Source organism: Variovorax jilinensis (genome assembly GCF_030316885.1).
Lineage (GTDB): Bacteria > Pseudomonadota > Gammaproteobacteria > Burkholderiales > Burkholderiaceae_C > Variovorax > Variovorax jilinensis.
On record NZ_JASZYQ010000004.1, the window covers coordinates 315,206 to 334,684 of the forward strand.

At 67.6% G+C, this 19,479-nt stretch carries 17 protein-coding genes; 7 read left to right on the plus strand and 10 right to left on the minus strand.

Features of this window, described 5'->3' with window-relative positions; genetic code table 11:
• Window positions 1-62: 62 nt before the first annotated feature.
• Window positions 63-773 (minus strand): TetR/AcrR family transcriptional regulator, encoded by a 711-nt coding sequence (locus QTH87_RS17210; protein ID WP_286610873.1) that lies wholly within the window; start codon window positions 771-773, stop codon window positions 63-65.
• A gap of 75 nt (window positions 774-848) precedes the next feature.
• Here QTH87_RS17210 and QTH87_RS17215 point away from each other — a divergent pair, with 75 nt between their 5' ends.
• From QTH87_RS17215 to QTH87_RS17225, 3 genes are all read left to right on the plus strand, one after another.
• Window positions 849-1,259 carry a VOC family protein gene (locus QTH87_RS17215; RefSeq protein WP_286610875.1) on the plus strand — a complete coding sequence of 137 codons (411 nt, stop codon included), beginning with the start codon at window positions 849-851 and terminating at the stop codon, window positions 1,257-1,259.
• Window positions 1,260-1,321: 62 nt separating this feature from the next.
• Window positions 1,322-1,741 (plus strand): VOC family protein, encoded by a 420-nt coding sequence (locus tag QTH87_RS17220; RefSeq protein WP_286610877.1) that lies wholly within the window; start codon window positions 1,322-1,324, stop codon window positions 1,739-1,741.
• An 83-nt stretch (window positions 1,742-1,824) separates the two neighbouring features.
• Window positions 1,825-2,133 (plus strand): putative quinol monooxygenase, encoded by a 309-nt coding sequence (locus QTH87_RS17225; RefSeq protein WP_286610880.1) that lies wholly within the window; start codon window positions 1,825-1,827, stop codon window positions 2,131-2,133.
• On the opposite strand, the gene QTH87_RS17230 is transcribed toward QTH87_RS17225, so the two are convergent.
• The 3 genes from QTH87_RS17230 to QTH87_RS17240 form a co-directional block, all read right to left on the minus strand.
• A complete protein-coding gene (locus QTH87_RS17230; RefSeq protein WP_444812802.1) occupies window positions 2,084-2,539 on the minus strand; it encodes a PPC domain-containing DNA-binding protein in 456 nt (151 codons plus the stop codon). The genes QTH87_RS17225 and QTH87_RS17230 overlap by 50 nt on opposite strands.
• A gap of 87 nt (window positions 2,540-2,626) precedes the next feature.
• The gene (gene gap / locus QTH87_RS17235; RefSeq protein WP_286610882.1) at window positions 2,627-3,628 is read right to left on the minus strand and encodes a type I glyceraldehyde-3-phosphate dehydrogenase; all 1,002 of its coding nucleotides are present in this window, start codon (window positions 3,626-3,628) and stop codon (window positions 2,627-2,629) included.
• A gap of 55 nt (window positions 3,629-3,683) precedes the next feature.
• Window positions 3,684-5,795, minus strand: coding sequence for a transketolase family protein (locus QTH87_RS17240; RefSeq protein WP_286610883.1), 2,112 nt, complete (start codon window positions 5,793-5,795; stop codon window positions 3,684-3,686).
• Between the two features lie 101 nt (window positions 5,796-5,896).
• Between QTH87_RS17240 and QTH87_RS17245 the strand changes: the two genes are divergently transcribed.
• Both QTH87_RS17245 and QTH87_RS17250 read left to right on the plus strand, forming a co-directional pair.
• Entirely contained in the window at window positions 5,897-6,286 is a 390-nt protein-coding gene (locus tag QTH87_RS17245) for an S-adenosylmethionine decarboxylase family protein (protein WP_286610885.1), read from the plus strand.
• Window positions 6,287-6,303: 17 nt separating this feature from the next.
• Window positions 6,304-7,017, plus strand: a complete 714-nt coding sequence (locus tag QTH87_RS17250) for a nucleotidyltransferase family protein (protein ID WP_286611205.1) — start codon at window positions 6,304-6,306, stop codon at window positions 7,015-7,017.
• 37 nt (window positions 7,018-7,054) lie between these two features.
• Here the strand turns inward: QTH87_RS17250 and QTH87_RS17255 are convergent, their stop codons facing one another.
• On the minus strand, window positions 7,055-8,818 hold the full coding sequence (locus QTH87_RS17255; RefSeq protein ID WP_286610887.1) for a hypothetical protein: 1,764 nt from the start codon (window positions 8,816-8,818) through the stop codon (window positions 7,055-7,057).
• A gap of 369 nt (window positions 8,819-9,187) precedes the next feature.
• Between QTH87_RS17255 and QTH87_RS17260 the strand changes: the two genes are divergently transcribed.
• Complete coding sequence (locus tag QTH87_RS17260; RefSeq protein ID WP_286610889.1) at window positions 9,188-10,573, plus strand: aminopeptidase P N-terminal domain-containing protein; 1,386 nt, start codon at window positions 9,188-9,190, stop codon at window positions 10,571-10,573.
• 13 nt (window positions 10,574-10,586) lie between these two features.
• Here the strand turns inward: QTH87_RS17260 and QTH87_RS17265 are convergent, their stop codons facing one another.
• Genes QTH87_RS17265 through QTH87_RS17285 form a run of 5 tightly spaced genes read right to left on the minus strand, consistent with a single transcriptional unit; the run spans window position 10,587 to window position 16,512 of the window.
• The gene (locus QTH87_RS17265) at window positions 10,587-12,173 is read right to left on the minus strand and encodes an FAD-dependent oxidoreductase (RefSeq protein WP_286610891.1); all 1,587 of its coding nucleotides are present in this window, start codon (window positions 12,171-12,173) and stop codon (window positions 10,587-10,589) included.
• Window positions 12,170-13,660, minus strand: coding sequence for a polyamine aminopropyltransferase (locus QTH87_RS17270; protein ID WP_286611207.1), 1,491 nt, complete (start codon window positions 13,658-13,660; stop codon window positions 12,170-12,172). The genes QTH87_RS17265 and QTH87_RS17270 overlap by 4 nt, the downstream gene beginning before the upstream one ends.
• A 53-nt stretch (window positions 13,661-13,713) precedes the next feature.
• A complete protein-coding gene (locus tag QTH87_RS17275) occupies window positions 13,714-13,932 on the minus strand; it encodes a DUF350 domain-containing protein (protein ID WP_286610894.1) in 219 nt (72 codons plus the stop codon).
• A gap of 24 nt (window positions 13,933-13,956) precedes the next feature.
• Window positions 13,957-15,438 carry a DUF4178 domain-containing protein gene (locus tag QTH87_RS17280; protein WP_286610896.1) on the minus strand — a complete coding sequence of 494 codons (1,482 nt, stop codon included), beginning with the start codon at window positions 15,436-15,438 and terminating at the stop codon, window positions 13,957-13,959.
• A gap of 36 nt (window positions 15,439-15,474) precedes the next feature.
• Entirely contained in the window at window positions 15,475-16,512 is a 1,038-nt protein-coding gene (locus QTH87_RS17285; protein ID WP_286610897.1) for an SPFH domain-containing protein, read from the minus strand.
• A 439-nt stretch (window positions 16,513-16,951) separates the two neighbouring features.
• Between QTH87_RS17285 and QTH87_RS17290 the strand changes: the two genes are divergently transcribed.
• A complete protein-coding gene (locus tag QTH87_RS17290) occupies window positions 16,952-19,291 on the plus strand; it encodes an NADP-dependent malic enzyme (RefSeq protein WP_286610898.1) in 2,340 nt (779 codons plus the stop codon).
• The last annotated feature ends 188 nt before the right edge of the window (window positions 19,292-19,479 follow it).

Sequence of the window (19,479 nt, forward strand, 5' to 3'; positions counted from 1 at the left end):
GGCTCCGGACGGCGTTCGAACTTAGCGGATTGAGTACTTAAGTACAAGAACGACTAGGGAAATCACAGGCCTTGCTCGACCATGTCGAGCAGGCGCTGCCCGAGCGCGTCGATCTCGGGCTGCGGGCGCCCGCGCAGCGGGCCTTCGATCACCAGCAGCGCCATGCCATGCACCGCCGACCAGGCCAGGTACTCCGCGCCCGGGCGCCGGGGCGCCGGCATCACACCCGCTTCCACCAGCCGGTCGAGCGCGGCGCCCAGGAGCGCGAAGGGATGCGGGCCGGCATCGGCATCATCGGCGCAGCCAGCCACCGCGATTCGCTCCAGCGCGGCACCCCCGTCTGCCCCGGTTTCGGCATTGGCCCCGGCCGTCTCGGCGCGGCGCGAGAAGGCCGTTCGGAACAGGCCGGTCTCGGCCTGGGCGAAACGCAGGTAGCCGGTGCCGACCGCGCGCACGCCGGCACGCGCCAGGGCCGGGGCGTCGAGCCCGGGGTCGACGGTGTCGAGCTCGGCCTCCATGGCCCGCGCGACCGCGACGAGGGCCTCGGCCCGCACCGCGCCGAGCAGCGCCTCGCGGCTCTCGAAATGCCGGTAGGCGGCGTTCGGCACCACGCCGGCCCGACGCGTGGCCTCCCGCAGCACCACGGCGTCCGGTCCGCCCTGGCGCGCGAGTTCGACGCCGGCATCGAGCAGGGCGCGGTGCAGGTCGCCGTGTCGGTAGGTGCTGCGCGGGCGCGGCGGGGACGGGCTGTTCATCGACGGCGGTGAGTTCATGTGGACAGCGTCCATTGTCTCTGCTATTGTCTTGTGGACGTTGTACACAACTTGTTTCCAAAGGAGCACCCCTCGATGGCCACGCAGATCTACGTCAACCTCCCGGTGAAAGATCTCGACCGCTCGGTCGCCTTCTTCACGCACCTGGGCTACAAGTTCAATCCGCAGTTCACCAACAGCAATGCCACCTGCATGATCGTCAGCGACGACATCTACGTGATGCTGCTGGTCGAGAGCTTCTTCAAGACCTTCACGCCCAAGCCCATCGCCGACGCCACCCGGACCACCGAGGTGCTGCTGTGCCTGTCGTGCGGGAGCCGGGCCGAGGTCGATGCGCAGGTCGCCAAGGCCGTTGCCGCCGGCGGCAGCACGCCCAACAAGGCGCAGGACCACGGCTTCATGTACCAGCACGGTTTCCAGGACCTCGACGGCCACCTGTGGGAGCTCGCATACATGGACATGAGCGCCGTTCCGGCCCAGCTCTGATCTCTTTTCCGCCCGTCCTCCGAATTCCACCCATTGCACGAACTGCACGACAAGGAGATGCCATGCTGATCCAGCCCTATCTGTTCTTCGACGGCCGCTGCGAGGAGGCGCTCGACTTCTACCGCCAGGCCATCGGCGCGAAGGTGACCATGCTCATGCGCAACAAGGAAAGCCCCGAGCCGCCGCCGCCGGGCATGCTCGCCCCGGGCTCGGAGGAGAAGGTCATGCACGCGGCCTTCACGGTCGGCGAATCGCTCGTGATGGCTTCCGACGGCTTTGCCAAGGGCGAGCCCGTGTTCAAGGGCTTCACGCTGTCGCTGCAGGCGGCCGACGAGGCCGACGCGCGGCGCCTGTTCGACGCGCTGGCCGCGGGCGGCTCGGTCACGATGCCGCTCGGCAAGACCTTCTGGTCGCCGGCCTTCGGCATGCTGACCGACCGCTTCGGCATCGGCTGGATGGTCCAGGTGCCGCAGGCGATGTAGGGGCGCCCCGGCGCCCAAGCGACAGGCGGGGCGGCCGCTTTGCTCTTAAATTCGGTGCTCCATTCCCAAGGAGACATCATTTCATGATCCACGTCGTCGCCGTCATCACCGCTAAGCCGGGCCAGCGCGCCCAGATCCTCGAGGCCTACCGCGCCAACCGTCCCGCGGTGCTGGCCGAGAAGGGCTGCATCGAATACACGGCGACCATCGACGCGGCCGGCATGCCGGCCTCGCGCGGCAGCTTCGGCGAAGACACCTTCGTCGTGGTCGAGAAGTGGGAGACGCTGGCCGACCTGCAGGCCCATGCGGCGGCGCCGCACATGGCGGCCTACGGCGCCAAGGTCAAGGACTGGACCGAGAGCCGCCTGATCCACGTGCTGGAACCGGCCTGACGACGAGCTCGGCCCAGCCGGTGGCCGGGTCGTGCTCGCGCGAGAAACTCACGTCGGGCAACGGCAGCAGCGCCACCTCGGCCGTCGTGCGCACGATGCTGCCGTAGCCCACGTGGCCGCCCAGCACGCGCCCCTGCGCATCGGCGACGCTCATGTGCAGGTGCGAGGCGTCGGTGCCCACGCTGCCCGACAGCGTGAGCAGTTCGCAGTCATCGTCGACGACCCGCACCTCCTCGGCGCCGGCCAGCCGGATCCGGGCCGGGCGCAGGCTGCCGATGCCGGCCAGCACGAAGGAAGCGGCAAGGCCCCGGGCCGCCACCGCGGCCTCGAGCGCGCCGCGCAGGTCATCGCCCGGAAGCAAGCGCAGCACGAGCGGTCCGAGGTGCGGGGAATCGAACGGGTCCATGCCCGCCATCATGCCGCGCAGCGAAGCGCGGGCCCATGAAAAAACGCGCCCGAGGGCGCGTTCGATGCACGGTTGCGAAAACGGCGATTACTTCGCCATCACGCGGACCATCTCGAGGCACTTGTTCGAGTAGCCCCATTCGTTGTCGTACCAGCTCACGAGCTTCACGAAGGTGCCGTCGAGGGCGATGCCGGCCTCGGCGTCGAAGATCGAGGTGCGCGGGTCACCGCGGAAGTCGGTGGCCACCACCTTGTCTTCCGTGTAGCCCAGCACGCCCTTGAGCGCGCCTTCGCTCTGGGCCTTCATCTCGGCGCAGATTTCCTTGTAGGTCGCTTCCTTGACCAGTTCGACCGTGAGGTCGACCACCGACACGTCGGAGGTCGGCACCCGGAAGCTCATCCCCGTGAGCTTCTTGTTGAGCTCGGGGATCACCACGCCCACGGCCTTGGCGGCGCCGGTGCTCGAAGGAATGATGTTTTCCAGGATGCCGCGGCCGCCGCGCCAGTCCTTGTTGCTCGGGCCGTCGACCGTCTTCTGCGTGGCGGTGGCGGCATGCACGGTGGTCATCAGGCCGCGCTTGATGCCCCACTTGTCGTTGAGCACCTTGGCCAGCGGCGCCAGGCAGTTGGTGGTGCAGCTGGCGTTGCTGATGATCGCTTCGCCCGCGTACTTCTTGTCGTTCACGCCGTAGACGAACATCGGCGTGTCGTCCTTGCTCGGAGCCGACAGCAGCACCTTCTTCGCGCCGGCGTCGATGTGCTTCTGCGCCGTCTCCTTGGTCAGGAACAGGCCGGTCGATTCGAGCACGATGTCGGCGCCGACGTCGCTCCAGTTGAGCTTGGAGGGGTCACGCTCCTGCGTCAGGCGGATCTTCTTGCCGTTGACGATCAGCGTGTTGCCTTCGACCGTGACCTCGCCCTGGAAGCGGCCGTGCACGGAGTCGTACTGCAGCATGTAGGCCAGGTAGTCGGGCTCGAGCAGGTCGTTGATCGCGACGATCTCGATGTCGTTCTTGAAGTTCTGCACCGCCGCGCGCAGCACGTTGCGACCGATGCGACCGAAGCCGTTGATGCCGAGTTTGATAGCCATGTCTTGATGCTCCTGGATGGTTGAAAACTACTGGGAAGGCGACGCGGTCGGGACTTCAGCGCTCGAGCGCCGCTTCGACCGTGGCAGCAAGGTTCTCTGCCGTGAATCCGAAATGCTTGAACAGCGCGGGCGCGGGCGCCGACTCGCCATAGGTGTCGATGCCGACCACCGCGGCGACGCCGTACTTCCACCAGCCCGCGGTGCAGCCCATCTCGACCGCGACGCGCGGCACGCCCTTGGGAAGCACGCTCTTCTTGTAGGCCACGTCCTGGCGGTCGAAGGTGGTGGTGGAGGGCATGGAGACCACGCGCACGCCGATCTTCTTCCCGGCGAGCAGCTCCTGCGCCTTGAGCGCGAGCTGAACTTCCGAGCCGGTGGCGATGATGACCGCCTTGACCTTCTTGTTCTTGAGGCCCACGGTCTCGGGCTCGGACAGAACGTAGGCGCCCTTGCTGATGTCGCTCAGGTCCTTCTTGGGTGCATAGGCGATGTTCTGGCGCGACAGCAGCAGCGCGGTCGGGCGGTCGGCGTTCTGCAGCGCGACGGCCCAGGCCACCGCGGTCTCGGCGGTGTCGCCGGGCCGCCAGACGTCGAGGTTCGGGATCAGGCGCAGCGAGGCCGCGTGCTCGATCGACTGGTGCGTCGGGCCGTCCTCGCCGAGCCCGATGGAATCGTGCGTGAACACATGCACCACGCGCTGCTTCATGAGCGCGGCCATGCGGATCGCGTTGCGGCTGTAGTCGCTGAAGGTGAGGAAGGTGCCGCCGTAGGGGATGTAGCCGCCGTGCAGCGAGATGCCGTTCATGATCGCGGCCATGCCGAACTCGCGCACGCCGTAGTTGATGTGGCGGCCGATGCTGCCGTGCTGCGGCTCCGCGCCATCGGTGGTGCTGGCGGGCTTCGATTCGTCCTCGGCGCCCTGCTGCGGCTGCGCCACCGGTGCGCTCAGGACGACCTCGCCGGTCTTGGCATCGAAGCGCAGTGCGGGCGTGCTCTTGGTGTTGGTGAGATTGGAGCCGGTCAGGTCGGCGCTGCCGCCGAGCATCTCGGGCAGCGCCGCGGTGAAGGCTTCGAGCGCCAGTTGCGAGGCCTTGCGCGAGGCCACGGTCTCGGCCTTGGTGTGGGCCGCGACCACGGTGTCGAAGGCGACCTGGTGGAAGTCCTTGGGCAGTTCGCCCTTCATGCGGCGCGTGAACTCGGCCGCCAGCGCGGGGAAGGCCTGGCCATAGGCGGCGAAGCGCGTGTCCCACTCGGCTTCGGCCTTGGCGCCCGCTGCCTTGGCGTCCCAGTCGGCATAGACCTCGGCCGGGATCTCGAAGGGCGCGTAGGGCCAGTTCAGCGCGGCGCGCGTGAGCACGATCTCGTCGGCACCGAGCGGTTCGCCGTGGGCCTTGGCAGTGCCGGCGCGGTGCGGGCTGCCCTTGCCGATCTGCGTCTTGCAGATGATCAGCGTCGGCTTGTCGCCCTGCTTCTTCGCCTTGGCGATGGCCTTCGACACGTCCTTGGCGTCGTTGCCGTCGATCGGGCCGATCACGTTCCAGTCGTAGGACTTGAAGCGTTCGGCCGTGTTGTCGATGAACCAGGGCTTGACCTGTCCATCGATGGAGATGCCGTTGTCGTCGTACAGCGCGATCAGCTTGCTGAGCTTCCAGGCGCCGGCCAGCGCAGCCGCTTCGTGGCTGATGCCTTCCATCAGGCAGCCGTCGCCGAGGAAGGCGTAGGTGTGGTGATCGACGATCTCGTGGCCCTTGCGGTTGAATTCGGCCGCGAGCAGCTTCTCGGCCAGCGCGAAGCCGACCGCGTTCGTGATGCCCTGACCCAGCGGACCGGTGGTGGTCTCGACACCCGGCGTGTGATGGACTTCGGGGTGACCCGCGGTCTTGCTGCCGAGCTGGCGGAAGTGCTTGAGCTCCTCGATCGGCAGCGCGTAGCCCGTCAGGTGCAGCACCGAGTAAAGCAGCATCGAGGCATGGCCGTTCGACAGCACGAAACGGTCGCGATCGAACCAGTGCGGATCGGCCGGGTTGTGCTTCAGATGGTCACCCCACAGCGCGACCGCCATGTCGGCCATGCCCATGGGCGCGCCGGGATGCCCCGAATTGGCTTGTTGAACGGCATCCATTGCCAACGCGCGGATCGCGTTGGCCATCAAGGCTTGGTTGGCCATCTGTGGCTTTCTGGGGGCTGGTTAGGGGGAACCCGGCATTTTAACGGGCGGGTCGGCCCGGCCCCGGAAAGGGCGCGCCCGGGCTGCTAGAGTGCCGCTCGATGCACGGCCTCCATCTCACCGCCGATCTCCACGATTGCCACTGCGACAGCCGCTGGCTGGTCGATGCCGAAGCGCTGGCTGCGGCCTGCGCCGCGCAGGCCCGGGCCGCGGGACTGCAGGTGGTGGGCCGGCTGTGCCATGCCTTTCCCGCCACGCCGCGCGGCGCCGGCGGCGTGACCGCCACCGTGCTGCTGGCCGAGTCGCATCTGTGCGTCCACACCTGGCCCGAGCAGCGCGGCGCCACGCTGGACGTGTACGTGTGCAATTTCGGCGCCGATCACTCGACGCGCGCGCGAACGCTGATGGATGCGCTCGTGGCACTGTTCATGCCGGGCGCTGCCGAGCACCAGGAACTGCAGCGCGGGCGCATCGGGGCCGCAGTCCCATGACCCGTCCCGTCAAGGCCATGATCCTGGCGGCCGGCCGCGGCGAGCGCATGCGCCCGCTGACCGACCACACGCCCAAGCCACTGCTCGAGGTGCACCGAAAGCCTCTGATGCAGTGGCCGATGGAGGCGCTCGCGGCCGGCGGCTTCACGGAGGTGGTGGTCAACACTGCGTGGCTGGGCGACCAGATCGAGACGCGCTTCGGCTCCCGTCATGGCCAGTCCGCAATCCGCTACTCGCACGAAGGGCGCGACTTCGGCGGCGCCCTCGAAACCGCTGGCGGCATCGTGCGGGCGCTTCCCGCCTTGGGCGACATGTTCTGGGTCGTGGCAGGCGATGTGTTCGCACCGGACTTCGCGTTCACGCAGCAGTCGGTCGATCGCTTCGTGGCAGGCGGCCTGCTGGCGCACCTGTGGCTGGTGCCGAATCCGGCGCACAACCCGAACGGCGATTTCGGCATTTCATCCGCCGCACTGGCTCTGGCCGACGGCGTCGGCGATGGCGACGTGAAGTACACCTTCTCGACCATCGGTCTCTACCGTGCGGCCTTGTTCTCCGCTCCCGACTGCGAGATCCCGCCAGGCAACGCGGCGGGGCAGAAGGCGCCCCTGGCGCCCCTGCTTCGCGCCGCCATGCGGCAGGGCCGCATCGGCGCCGAGCTCTACGAGGGCCGCTGGACCGACGTGGGCACCCCGCAGCGCCTGACGGCGCTGAACGAAGAACGGCCCGCATGAAGCGGGCCGTCTCGTATCGCTGCCCGGAGCGATCAGGTCAGGGCACGTTGGCGCCCGTTATCTGGTAGGCCTTGCCTGGCAACGCATAGGCGCCCCCGAACTCGAAGGACTGGGCCATGCCGCAAGGCGATGCGCAGGCGTTGTTGGTGCCGGTATTGGTCAAGAAGGTGATTGGCCCATAGCGGTAGTTCAACACCTGCCTGCCCTCGTAGTCGGCCACCGTCAGCACGAACGATTCGGTCCCGTGGTTGTCCGCGTCCTCGGCCCACACCGGATCCTTGAGCCGCGAGTCCTGGAACTCGCGCCGGATCGAGCCGCTGTTGCGGTCGGCGTTGAAGTGCACCCACTGGATCTTCTTGTCGCCGCGCGAGACCACGATCACGTTGTTGTTCAACGTCACCGTTCGCTCGGCGGGATCGTGCTTCACGTAGGCCAGCGCCGTCGGGTTCTTCCCGATCGGCACCGAGCCCGTGAGCGCGATGTCGCCCGGCACCGCCGAACCATTCGACGCGTAGTTGCCCAGGCTGTAGATCTGCAGCGTGCCGTCCTCGGTCGCCACCCAGGCACGCTGGGTCGAATACAGCGCCGCCTTCACCGCCGTCGGGCGCTTCTTGTCGGCAAGCACGATCGTCTTGATCACGGTCGGCTTCTGCGCCGGCGCCTGCTCGAAGGTGAGCGGCCACTGGGCAGGCTCCTGGCCCACCGTCAGGGTCTTCTGGAAGTTCGCGCTGGTGCCGAAGTACATCGACTGGTAGTAGTCGAACAGCGGCTTCAGGTTCACGAACGCGACCTTCCCCTCCGACTTCGACAGCACCACCGCCACCCCGCCGTGGGCATTGGTGTTGTAGTTGCAGGCCCCGGCCATGAAGGTCTGGCGGTTGGCCTCGACGGTCAGCGGCAGCTGCTCGTGCGAAGTGAAGGGATCGGCACAACGGCCCGGCGGGTACACCCGCTGGAGTTGCTCGTTGTCCATCCCGGTGGTGACCGAGATCTCGGTCGGCGCGATCATGTCCGGCAGGTCCACGTAGCCGATGACCTTCATGAACGCGATGTTGCCCAGGTTCGGCAGGCCGGGCACGATCGAGGTCCACTCGCCCCAGTACGAGCCACCCGGGGGGCAATGCTTGCAGCCGCCGGCCAGAGCGACCAGCGCGACCTGGCCCTTGAGGTTCACCGTGTCCCACACCGTGACCAGCGCGAACTCACCACCGTTGGTGACGGCCACCGCGGTCGGCACCTTGCCGGCGCCCAGTTGCGCGGTGGTGCGGTTGTCGGCCGTGTTGCTGCCGGTGGTGGCGAGCAGACCGTTCTGGAAGGCCATGATCGTCTGCGCGCACCACGTCAGGCGCCCGTAGCAGCGGCCCATCGCCACCGGGTTGGTCTGCACGCCGGCCGGGATCAGCGACCGGTACGAGGCCTTCGTGGCCGGATCGTCCAGACCGGGGGCGAGCACCCAGCTGAGCTGCGGCGACTCCGAGAAGGTGTTGCTGCGCTGCGCCAGCAATTCGAACGTCGACACGCCCAGGTACTGGGTCGGGTTGTCGGGTAGCCAGGACACCTGGCCCATGGTGGTGGAGTAGTCGCCCTCGCTGCTGCCGTCGTACGAGCCGACCTGCCAGACCATGTTGGTGAAGCGCGAGCTGGCCGGGTATTTGTTGGCCGCCGGACCGGCATAGGTCGTCGACGTCCCCGCCGCGGCGGTCCCCTTGCCATAGCGGTACTCGATGCCCGCCGCCTTGTTCAGCTGCGTCGCCATGGCCTGGTAGCCAGGCACCGAGACGCTGCCCCCGGTGTCGACCACGTCGCCCGCAACTGGCGGGGCGGTGGTGGTGCCGGACCCGCCGGTTGCCGGCGCCTGGTTGGAGGCACCGTCGGCGCTCCCGGAAGAGCCGGCCGCGCCAGTGCCTGCGCCTGCAGCAGCCCCCAGGGCAGCCAGGTTGCCGCCGCCGCCTCCGCCGCCTCCACCCCCACACGCAGTGAGGGCAGCTGCGGCAACAAGCAGCAGAATCCGGCATTTATAAGGAACATTCAACAAAAAACACCTCCAAAATAACAAGTTGTGCGTTTGTACGTGGGATGCGTCCTACGTGACAACTCTTCTTGCAAACGCTTTCCTTGTGTTTTCCGCTTCCCTATGGGTTCACTTACATCGGTATCGAATAGTGACGTTATGACCGCAAATCATCAAGCCTCCCGTCGAGTAGCTCTTTCCACTTATATAGGCGCCGATAGCATCGCCATCATTCCGACCGCGCCGGAGCGGCAGCGCAACCGGGACAGCGACTTCCTTTACCGGCACGACAGCTACTTCCACTACCTGACCGGCTTCACCGAGCCGAATGCCTGGCTGGTGCTTTCGGGTGACGGACGCTCGACCCTGTTCTGCGCACCCAAGGACCTTGAGCGCGAAATCTGGGACGGCTACCGGCTCGGCCCCGACGCCGCGCCGGCCGCGCTCGGCGTCGACGACGCCTATTCGATCGACGAGCTGGACACCCGCCTGCCGCGCCTGCTCGAGAACAAGCGCGTGGTCTGGTACCCCTTCGCCACGCACAAAGGGCTGGAGTCGCGCATCGACGGCTGGCTGTCCTCGGTGCGCGCACGCGTGCGCTACGGCGCGCTGTGTCCCGACGAGCAGCGCGACGTCTGCGGGCCGCTCGACGAGATGCGCCTCGTCAAGGACGCGCACGAGCAGAACGTGATGCGGCGCGCGGCGCAGATCAGCGCCCGCGCCCACATCCGCGCGATGCAGATGAGCGCCCGCATGCTGCGCGAGGGCCGGGAGGTTCGCGAATACCACCTCGATGCCGAGCTGCTGCACGAGTTCCGCCTCGGCGGCTCGCAGTACCCGGCCTACGGCTCGATCGTCGCGGCCGGCGCCAACGCCTGCGTGCTGCACTACCGCGCCGACGCGGCACCGGTGCGCGACGGCGAGCTGGTGCTGATCGACGCCGGCTGCGAGCTCGACGGCTACGCCAGCGACATCACGCGCACCTTCCCCGCCAATGGCCGCTTCACGGGCCCGCAGCGCGCGCTCTACGACCTGGTGCTGGCCAGCCAGGACGCCGCGGTGGCCGCGACGCACGCCGGCGCCCGCTTCACCGATCCGCACGAGGCCACGGTGCGCGTGCTCTCGCAGGGCATGCTCGACCTCGGCCTGCTCGACGCCGACAAGGTGGGCAGCGTCGAGGACGTGATCGAGAAGAGGGCCTACTTCCCCTTCTACATGCATCGCACGGGCCACTGGCTCGGCATGGACGTGCACGACTGCGGCAGCTATGTGGAGCCTTCGCAGGTCGGCGAGGTCAGCGAGCGCCGCGACCCGCTCTCGAACGAGCTGATCCAGAACCGGCCGAGCCGCATCCTGCATCCGGGCATGGTGCTGACGATCGAGCCCGGCATCTACGTGCGCCCAGGCCCGGGCGTGCCCGAGCAGTTCCACAACATCGGCATCCGGATCGAGGACGACGCGATCGTCACCGCAGACGGCTGCGAGCTGATCTCGCGCGGCGTTCCGGTCGATGCCGACGAGATCGAGGCGCTGATGCGCGCCTGACCACGCCTCGGCCTCAGCCCGCAGCCGCCGCGAGGTGCCCGCGCGTGAAGGCCTCCTCGAAGATCGAATAGCCCGACCAGTCGGCATGGGCGAAGGCCAGGCGGCCCGCGCGCACCGCGGCGGGCGTCCCCGTGCGCGCGAGCCATCCCGGCGCGGGAATGGCCATCGCATGGCCGTAGCGCGTGATGTCGATGCGGGTCGCGAGCTCGGCCAGGTCCGGATGCGGCGCCGCGAATTCGGCCAGCAGCTCGTCGCGCCAGGTGGTCCAGGGCTGGTCGAGCAGGCGGCGGCGGCCGTCTCCGACGTCCCATTGGCTGGGGCCGAGCGGGCGGTACCAGCTCAGCACCGTCGCGCGCGGCGTCGGATCGAGCGACTGGTGGCCGGCATCCACGTAGCCGAGTCCCCGACTGCCATGGACCACGTTGTCCCAGGCCGGCGCGGCACCGGGCCGGTCGGCCAGCGGCGCGCGCAGGTGCACGTTGGCGACCAGCCAGGGTGCGTAGCCGATCGCGGCCGCGGCGCGGCGCAACGCCTCGGGCGGGTTCTGGACCACGCGCGCCGCGATGAAGACCGGCAGCGCGACGATGCAGCGCTCGGCCTGCCAGCGCACCCGGGCGCCCGTGGCGCCGTCGAAGGCCTCGACCTCGACGCCGTCGCGGGTCTCTGCGATGCGCGTCACGACCTGCCCGCCACGCAGCCGATCACCCAGCGGCTGCGCGAGCCGCCGCGTGAGCCAGCCGTTGCCCTCGGGCCAGGTCAGCACGCCTTCGCCGTCGGGTTCGCCATGGCCGGGCGCATGGAAGCCGTGCCGGCTCGCGAAGTAGTGGATGCCGGCCCAGGCCGAGACCTGCGCGAGGCCGGCGCCGTAGTCGTCGCGGCAGCAGTAGTCGAGGTACCAGCGCAGCTGCGCATCGTCGAAGCCTTCGCGCTGCAGCCAGGCATCGAAGCTCTGGGCATCGAGCGCCAGCAGGGTGGGCGCCGGCACGGCGCGCAGTGTCGGGATCGCGAAGCGGGCCTCGCGCCGCAGGGCTTCGACGCGCTCGGCGAAGCGACGGTACTGCTGCAGCGTGGCCGGCGCCACCCCCTGCACCGGCAGCAGGCCCTCCTGCCAGCTGCCCTCGAAGAACAGGCGCTCCTGGGGGCTGTGGCACAGGTGCCGCTCGTCGTATTGCCAGCGGCCGGCCACCCGCCGTCGCAGTCCCAGTTCCTCGAGCAGGTCCTGCACCTCGTGGGCCGAGTCTCCGGGCAGGGGCAGGTAGTGCGCACCGAGCGGGCAGGCAATCCCCTGCAGCACGCCGGCGCGGCTGTTGCCGCCGGCTTCGTCCTCGAGCTCGAGCAGCACGAAGTCCTCGATGCCCGAGAGCCGCAGTGCCCGCGCGGCCGCCAGCCCGGCGACACCGCCGCCCGCGATCACGACCCGGGTGCGCCGCTGCACCGGCGGTGACGCATCGCCGCGCTTCGGCGCCCCATCGCGCAAGGCATGGCCACGTGCCATGTCGATGCCCGTGAAGCCGCCCGCGATCTCGTGCCTGGCCTCGCAGCCGGCGAGCAGTGCAGCGGTGGCCGCCACCGGCGCTGCAAGGAACTCGCGCCGCCTCATCGCCCCCACTCTTGCTCGTAGGTCGTGACCAGCACCTGGTTCGAAAGACGATTCACCTCGGTCGGCACCCGCGCCATGTCGCGCGGGAAATCGAACAGCGGCGGCAGGCCCTCGAGCGTCAGGAAGCGCAGGCCCGCGGGCAGCGCATCGGGCATGCGGAACGGCCGCCGGCTCGCGACGATGAAGCCCCATTCGCCGAAGCTCGGCACATGCGCGTGATAGGGCGTCGCCTTGAGGCCGACGGATTCGATGGTCGACACCACGGTCCAGAAGCTCTTTCGCGCGATCAGCGGCGAGGTGGTCTGGATCACCGCGTAGCCGCTGGCCGCGAGCCGCTGCTCGAGCAGCGCATAGAAGGCGCTGGTGTAGAGCTTGCCGATCGCGAAGTTGGTCGGGTCCGGGAAGTCGACCACGATGACATCGAAGACCTCCTCGGTCTGCTGCAGCCAGGTGAAGGCGTCGGCATTGACGACCTGCAGCTTCGGGGATGAGAGCGAATGGCCATTGAGCGCTGCCAGCGTCTCGTGGCTGGCGAAGAGCCGCGTCATGTTCGGATCGAGCTCGACCAGCGTCACACGCTCGACCGAGGGGTACCTGAGGATCTCGCGCACCGCCATGCCGTCGCCGCCGCCGAGCACCGCCACCCGGCGCGGCGCGCCGTGGGCCGCCATGACGGGGTGCACCAGTGCCTCGTGGTAGCGGTACTCGTCACGCTCGGCGAACTGCAGGTTGCCGTTGAGATAGAGCCTGTGGCCGCCGTGGCCGCGCGTGACCACGATGCGCTGGTAGGGCGAGCTTTCGCTGAAGACCACGCGGTCCTGGTAGAAGCGGTCCTCGGCCAGCGTCGTGATGCGGTCTGCGCCCACGAAGGCCGCGAGCAGCACCAGCAGGACCAGCGCGCAGGCCAGCGCATGTGCGCCTGCGCGCCGCAGCTCGTGGCGGAAGATCCACAGCGCCCACGCGGCCACGGCGGCATTCATCAGCCCGAACAGCAGGCCGGTGCGGATCATGCCGAGCTGCGGCACCAGCAGCAGCGGGAATGCGATCGATACCGCGAGCGCGCCCAGGTAGTCGAAGGTCAGGACCTGCGACACCAGATCCTTGAGCGCCACGTCGCGCCGCAGGATGCGCATCACCAGCGGGATCTCGAGTCCCACCAGCGTGCCCACCACCAGCACCATCCCGTAGAGCAGCAGCCGGAACGCACCCGGCACGTAGGCATTGGCGATGAACAGCAGCGCCGGCAGCGCGCCGCCGATCAGCGCCACCATCAGCTCGATGCGCAGGAAGTGCGCGGGCAGCTGGCGCTCGAAATAGCGCGACAGCCAGGAGCCGACGCCCATCGCGAACAGGTAGGTGCCGATCACGGTGCTGAACTGCAGCACCGAATCGCCCAGCAGGTACGAACTGAGCGACGCGGCACAGAGCTCGTAGACCAGCCCGCAGGCCGCGACCACGAACACGCTCGCGAGCAGCGCGACCGCCATCGGCTGCGCGCCGCTGCGCCCGGCGGGAAGCGCGGACAAGGCCGCCCCCTCCTTCAATGGATGGCCGCGGCGACGATGATGCAGATGCCCAGGCTCATCGCGGCCACGACCAGCCCGAGCGCCATGTTCTGCTTCTCGACGATCTCCTGCCACAGGTCATAGGGCGTGAGCTTGTCGATGATCAGGAACGCCAGCCAGAAGACGGCCACGCCGATCACCGCGTAGAGCAGCGATCCGAGGATCACGTCGGGCTTCAACCATTCAATTCCCATGATGAGAACCTCCGCAAAAAAACATCACTTGTGGCCGCCGCCACTCGAATAGCCGCCATAGGAGCCGCCCGAGCTGCGCGAGCCGCCGGTGCCGCCCCGGCTGCTGCAGGTGCTCAGGATGATCAGCAGCACGACGATCACCACCACGATCAGCACGATGGTGCCGCAACCCAGGCTCGAGGCCGCGCTCACGGGCAGCACGTCGCTCCGCTTGAACATGTCCTTGCGCGCATCGAGCCTGAAGGCCGCCGCGACCGTGGCGCTGTCGATGCGGTTGCCCGACGACCAGCTCAGCTCGGTGGCCGTGCGCTCCATCGACAGCAGCGCCGCACCGTTGGCGAAGTCGCGGTTGAAGCTCTTCTGTCCCCGCTCGACCTGCCAGTAGAACTCGCCCGCCACGTAGTCGGTCTCGGCGTCGTAGGCGTACTGCTGCTGGTAGGTCTTGCCCAGGTAGCTCGCGCGCAGGCCGTTCTCGGCCATCGTGGGCGCGCCCGTGGTGGGCTTGACCAGGCTCCAGCCGTCCTCGGCATCGACCAGGAAGCTGAAGCCGCGCTTCTTGTTGAACAGCAGGTATTCGCTCCAGCCGAAATGCTCGTCGTCGCCCGGCGCCACGCCCATGCGGTGCTGGAAGCCCACCACCTGCCACTCGGCGCCCTGCAGCTGGCCGATGCTGCCGAGCGCGATCAGCGGCCGCACCGGCTCGTGCTGCTCGGCATGGCGCAGTTCGCCACCGATGCCCTGCGTGAGATCGATGATGCTGTTGCACGCGGGGCAGGTGATGCTCCGGCTGTCGGCCAGGTTCACCGTCACCGGAGAGCCGCAGTTCGGGCAATTGAAGCTGCGGCCCTTTTCTTCCTTGGCCGATTCGTCGCGCAGGCCCGTGAGCTGCAGGTCCTCGAGCCGTACCGAGCGCCCGAGCCAGGCGCCGGGCGGGCTGGTGTCGTAGTCGAGGCTCAGCACCTCGCCCTGGTCGTTGCGCAGTTCGACCACCGCGAAGGGCCGGCCCAGCTCGGGCAGCCGCGGCAGTTCGCCCTGCGCCGACACCAGCGCCACCTGCTCGCTCGACGCCACCGTATAGCCGATGCCGTTGAAGGCCGTGGTGGCGCCAACCCGCAGTTCACCGGCCGGCGGTGCCGGGCGTTGCGGCACGAACGGCAGCGCGAAGACGTAGGCGCCGTTGTCCTCGCTCAGGATGCCGCTGCGCTCGCCGTCGAGCGCGGCGATCCATTCGGTCCAGCGTCCGCCGGGATAGCTGTACTGCAGCCGGCCGACCAGGGTGAAGGGCTGGTCGTCGATCCGGCCCGATGCAAAAAGCTGCAGCGGGCTGAAGTCGTCGAACAGTTCGGCCATCTTGCCGATGCGCGCCAGCGTCTCGCCCTGGCGCGCCACCGTGCTCTGGCAATAGGGACAGACCGCGTAGGCCGACTGCGCCGAGCGGAATTCGACCGGCGCGCCGCAGCCCGGACAGGGCGCGCGGTAGCTGCGCTGGGCGCCGGCCTCAGCCATGGCGTGCCGGTGCGCTGAATGGCACGGCCAGCGCCGTCACACGAGCTTTTTCAGCAACTCCGCCTTCTTGGCGTCGAACTCTTCCTGCGTGAGGATGCCCTTGGACTTGAGCTCGCCGAGCTTCTCGAGCGTGGTCATGACGTCGGCCGGATTCACCACCGCGACCGTCGGCTGCTGCTGCGCCGCGGCGGGCTGCGCCTGCAGGCCCTGCGACAGGTTCTGCGCCAGCACCTGGCCCAGCGCGACGCCGGCGCCGAGACCCATCGCATCGCCCGCGATGCCGCTGCCACCGCCTCCGCCCTCGGCGAACTTCGGAATCGCCTGCGCGGTCTGGTACTGCATGAACTTGCCCATGTCGTTGCCGACCATGCCCATGCCGATCTTCTGATCGAGGATCTTCTGCAGTTCCTCGGGCAGCGACACGTTCTGCACCGTGATGTTCTCGAGCTTGATCCCGATCTTCGAGAACTCGGGCACCAGCTGCGTGGCCAGCGCCTCGGCAAACTGGATCTGGTTGGCCGCCAGGTCGAGGAATGGCACGCCGCTCGCGGCGATCGCATTGCTGATGTTCTGCAGCAGCAGGCCGCGCAGCTGCCCGTCGAGGTCGGCCACGGTATAGATCTCGCGCGTGCCCGATATCTCGGTCTGGAACAGCCTGGCGTCGGCGACGCGGTAGCTGTAGTTGCCGAACGCGCGCAGCCGCACGGCGCCGAAATCCTTGTCGCGCACCGTGATCGGCTGCGGCGTTCCCCATTTCTGGTCGATCTGCTGGCGCGTGCTGAAGAAATAGACATCGCTCTTGAAAGGCGACTCGAAGAGCTTGTCCCAGTTCCGCAGCGCGGTCAGCACCGGCAGCGTCTGGGTCGTCAGCTTGTACATGCCCGGGCCGAACACATCGGCGACCTGGCCTTCGTTGACGAACAGCGCAATCTGCGATTCGCGCACCGTGAGCGAACCACCGTTCTGGATCTCCATGTCCGCCATCGGAAAGCGCCAGGCCAACGTGCCGTCATCGGTCTCGGTCCACTGGATGATGTCGATGAACTGCTTCTTGATGAAATCCATCAGCGCCATGGTCGCTCCTCGCCGGGTGTTGGTGTGGCCGGGATATTGCCACAGGGTCCGCGACGCAATGACCGGTTTTTTCGTCCCTGTCAAAGCACAACCCTGGGGACAGTTCCGGCACAAGAGTGCAGTTATCCACAGCTCGTGCGACGTCTCGGAAGTTGTTCGCCTGCGCGCGACAGCACCGAAGCAGGACTGCGCACAGCCATCGGGATGACGCAAGTCCTTGTCACACAAGCGCTTAAGGCCACAGTCCACAGAAACGGCCGATGCCTACTACTACTACTAATTTGAATAGGAGAAAGAAGAGATAGGAACAGCCGTCGGCAACTCGACGCAAAAAGAGATCCGTACCGCCCGACGGGCCCCGGCCGCGTGCACGGGCACTGTGCGACCGGGGTCTACAATCGGCGCCCTTTACAAGAAGCGTTACAGGAGGCCTGGCCCAATGTCCGATTCGACTTCGCAGATCCCCACGCCCGAAGACAAGCGCGCCGAACTCCGCCGCGCGGCGCTCGAGTACCACGAGCATCCGGTGCCGGGCAAGATCTCGATCGCCGCCACCAAGCAGATGGTCAACCAGCGCGATCTCGCCCTGGCCTATTCGCCCGGCGTCGCCGCACCCTGCGAGGAGATCGTCAAGGACCCGGTCAACGCCTTCAAGTACACCGCGCGCGGCAACCTGGTCGGCGTCATCACCAACGGCACCGCGGTGCTCGGCCTCGGCGACATCGGGCCGCTGGCCTCCAAGCCGGTGATGGAAGGCAAGGGCGTGCTGTTCAAGAAGTTCGCGGGCGTCGACGTCTTCGACATCGAGATCGACGAGAAGGATCCGGTCAAGCTGGTCGAGGTGATCGCCGCGCTCGAACCCACCTTCGGTGCCATCAACCTCGAGGACATCAAGGCCCCCGATTGCTTCTACGTCGAGCGCGAACTGCGCAAGCGCATGAAGATCCCCGTCTTCCACGACGATCAGCACGGCACCGCCATCACGGTGGCCGCGGCCATGCTCAACGGCCTCAAGGTGGTCGGCAAGGACATCGGGGCGGTCAAGCTCGTCACTTCGGGTGCCGGCGCTGCGGCGCTGGCCTGCCTGAACCTGCTGCTCAAGGTCGGCCTGAAGCGCGAGAACGTCTATGTGACCGACCTTGCCGGCGTGGTCTACGAAGGCCGCACCGAGCTGATGGACGACGACAAGCGCCAGTACATGCAGCCGACCGAGGCGCGCACGCTGAACGACATCATCGAAGGCGCCGACGTGTTCCTGGGCCTGTCGGCCGGCGGCGTGCTGAAGCCGGCGATGGTCGCCAAGATGGCGGCCAGGCCCGTGATCTTCGCGCTCGCCAATCCGAGCCCCGAGATCGCGCCCGAGGATGCGCATGCAGTGCGCGACGACGTCGTCATGGCCACCGGCCGCACCGACTATCCGAACCAGGTCAACAACGTCCTGTGCTTCCCCTACATCTTCCGCGGCGCGCTCGACTGCGGTGCCACCACCATCACCGACGAGATGGAAGTGGCGGCGGTGCATGCCATCGCCGAACTCGCGCAGGCCGAGCAGAGCGAGCGCGTGGCCGCGGCCTATGCGGGCGAGAAGCTCAGCTTCGGGCCCGAATACCTGATCCCGAAGCCCTTCGATCCGCGGCTCATGATGAAGATCGCGCCCGCGGTCGCCAAGGCGGCGGCCGAGAGCGGCGTCGCGCTGCGTCCGATCACCGATCTCGACGCCTACCGCGACAAGCTGCAGACCTTCGTCTACACCTCGGGCACGATGATGAAGCCCATCTTCGATGCCGCGAAACGGGCACCGAAGAAGCGCGTCGCCTACAGCGAAGGCGAAGAGGAGCGCGTGCTGCGCGCGGCCCAGATCGTGGTCGACGAAGGCATCGCCCGGCCGACCCTGATCGGGCGCCCGTCGGTCATCGCGCAGCGCATCGAGAAATTCGGCCTGCGGCTCAAGGAGGAACTCGACTACGACATCGTCAACGTCGAGCAGGACCATCGCTACCGCGACTTCTGGCAGACCTATCACCGCATGACCGAGCGCAAGGGCACCACGGTCCAGACGGCCAAGATCGAGATGCGCCGGCGGCTCACGCTGATCGGCGCGATGCTGCTGCACAAGGGCGACGTCGACGGCCTGATCTGCGGCACCTGGGGCACGACCGCAATCCACCTGCACTACATCGACCAGGTCATCGGCCGACGCCCCGGTGGCTGCCCGAGCACGCCGCAGGACGTGCCGATCTACGCCTGCATGAACGGCCTGTTGCTGCCGGATCGCCAGGTGTTCCTGGTCGACACGCACGTCAACTACGACCCGACGCCCGAGGAACTGACCGAGATCACGACCATGGCGGCCGAGGAAATGATGCGTTTCGGCCTCAAGCCCAAGGCGGCCCTGCTGTCGCATTCGAACTTTGGCAGCAGCAACGAGCCCAGCGCGATCAAGATGCGACGCACCCTCGATCTGCTGCGCGAACAGGCACCCTGGCTGGAGGTCGATGGCGAGATGCACGGCGACGTGGCGCTCGACGGCAAGCAGCGGGCTCAGGTGATGCCGCACAGCGCGCTGGCGGGCAATGCCAACCTGCTGGTGTTCCCGAACATCGACGCTGCCAATATCTCCTACAACCTGCTCAAGACGGCTGCGGGCGGCAACATCGCGATCGGCCCCGTGCTGCTCGGAGCGGCCAAACCGGTGCACATCCTTACGCCGAGCGCCACGGTGCGCCGGATCGTGAATATGACGGCTCTCACAGTCGCAGACGCAAACGCCGAAAGATAAGCAAGGCAAGGAAAGCAATCGCTAACTTCTTTGGCGATGCTTGACCCTCTCACCTGCTCAAAGATTGAGCAGGTGCTTGCTATTTGCGCGCCCCTGGTGCACACTTGCGGGCTTGAATTTGCGGGTTAACCCCAGGAATTTCGAAAGAAAACCTCGGGAGGCACGCAGTTCGGTCCCCCGCTTTTTCC

Excerpts from the sequence above, each read along its gene's own strand:
- QTH87_RS17210 (WP_286610873.1), bottom strand. The coding sequence starts at position 773 with ATGAACTCACCGCCGTCGATGAACAGCCCGTCCCCGCCGCGCCCGCGC.
- QTH87_RS17215 (WP_286610875.1), top strand. The coding sequence starts at position 849 with ATGGCCACGCAGATCTACGTCAACCTCCCGGTGAAAGATCTCGACCGC.
- QTH87_RS17220 (WP_286610877.1), top strand. The coding sequence starts at position 1,322 with ATGCTGATCCAGCCCTATCTGTTCTTCGACGGCCGCTGCGAGGAGGCG.
- QTH87_RS17225 (WP_286610880.1), top strand. The coding sequence starts at position 1,825 with ATGATCCACGTCGTCGCCGTCATCACCGCTAAGCCGGGCCAGCGCGCC.
- QTH87_RS17230 (WP_444812802.1), bottom strand. The coding sequence starts at position 2,539 with ATGGACCCGTTCGATTCCCCGCACCTCGGACCGCTCGTGCTGCGCTTG.
- gap (WP_286610882.1), bottom strand. The coding sequence starts at position 3,628 with ATGGCTATCAAACTCGGCATCAACGGCTTCGGTCGCATCGGTCGCAAC.
- QTH87_RS17240 (WP_286610883.1), bottom strand. The coding sequence starts at position 5,795 with ATGGCCAACCAAGCCTTGATGGCCAACGCGATCCGCGCGTTGGCAATG.
- QTH87_RS17245 (WP_286610885.1), top strand. The coding sequence starts at position 5,897 with ATGCACGGCCTCCATCTCACCGCCGATCTCCACGATTGCCACTGCGAC.
- QTH87_RS17250 (WP_286611205.1), top strand. The coding sequence starts at position 6,304 with ATGATCCTGGCGGCCGGCCGCGGCGAGCGCATGCGCCCGCTGACCGAC.
- QTH87_RS17260 (WP_286610889.1), top strand. The coding sequence starts at position 9,188 with ATGACCGCAAATCATCAAGCCTCCCGTCGAGTAGCTCTTTCCACTTAT.
- QTH87_RS17265 (WP_286610891.1), bottom strand. The coding sequence starts at position 12,173 with ATGAGGCGGCGCGAGTTCCTTGCAGCGCCGGTGGCGGCCACCGCTGCA.
- QTH87_RS17270 (WP_286611207.1), bottom strand. The coding sequence starts at position 13,660 with ATGGCGGTCGCGCTGCTCGCGAGCGTGTTCGTGGTCGCGGCCTGCGGG.
- QTH87_RS17275 (WP_286610894.1), bottom strand. The coding sequence starts at position 13,932 with ATGGGAATTGAATGGTTGAAGCCCGACGTGATCCTCGGATCGCTGCTC.
- QTH87_RS17280 (WP_286610896.1), bottom strand. The coding sequence starts at position 15,438 with ATGGCTGAGGCCGGCGCCCAGCGCAGCTACCGCGCGCCCTGTCCGGGC.
- QTH87_RS17285 (WP_286610897.1), bottom strand. The coding sequence starts at position 16,512 with ATGGCGCTGATGGATTTCATCAAGAAGCAGTTCATCGACATCATCCAG.
- QTH87_RS17290 (WP_286610898.1), top strand. The coding sequence starts at position 16,952 with ATGTCCGATTCGACTTCGCAGATCCCCACGCCCGAAGACAAGCGCGCC.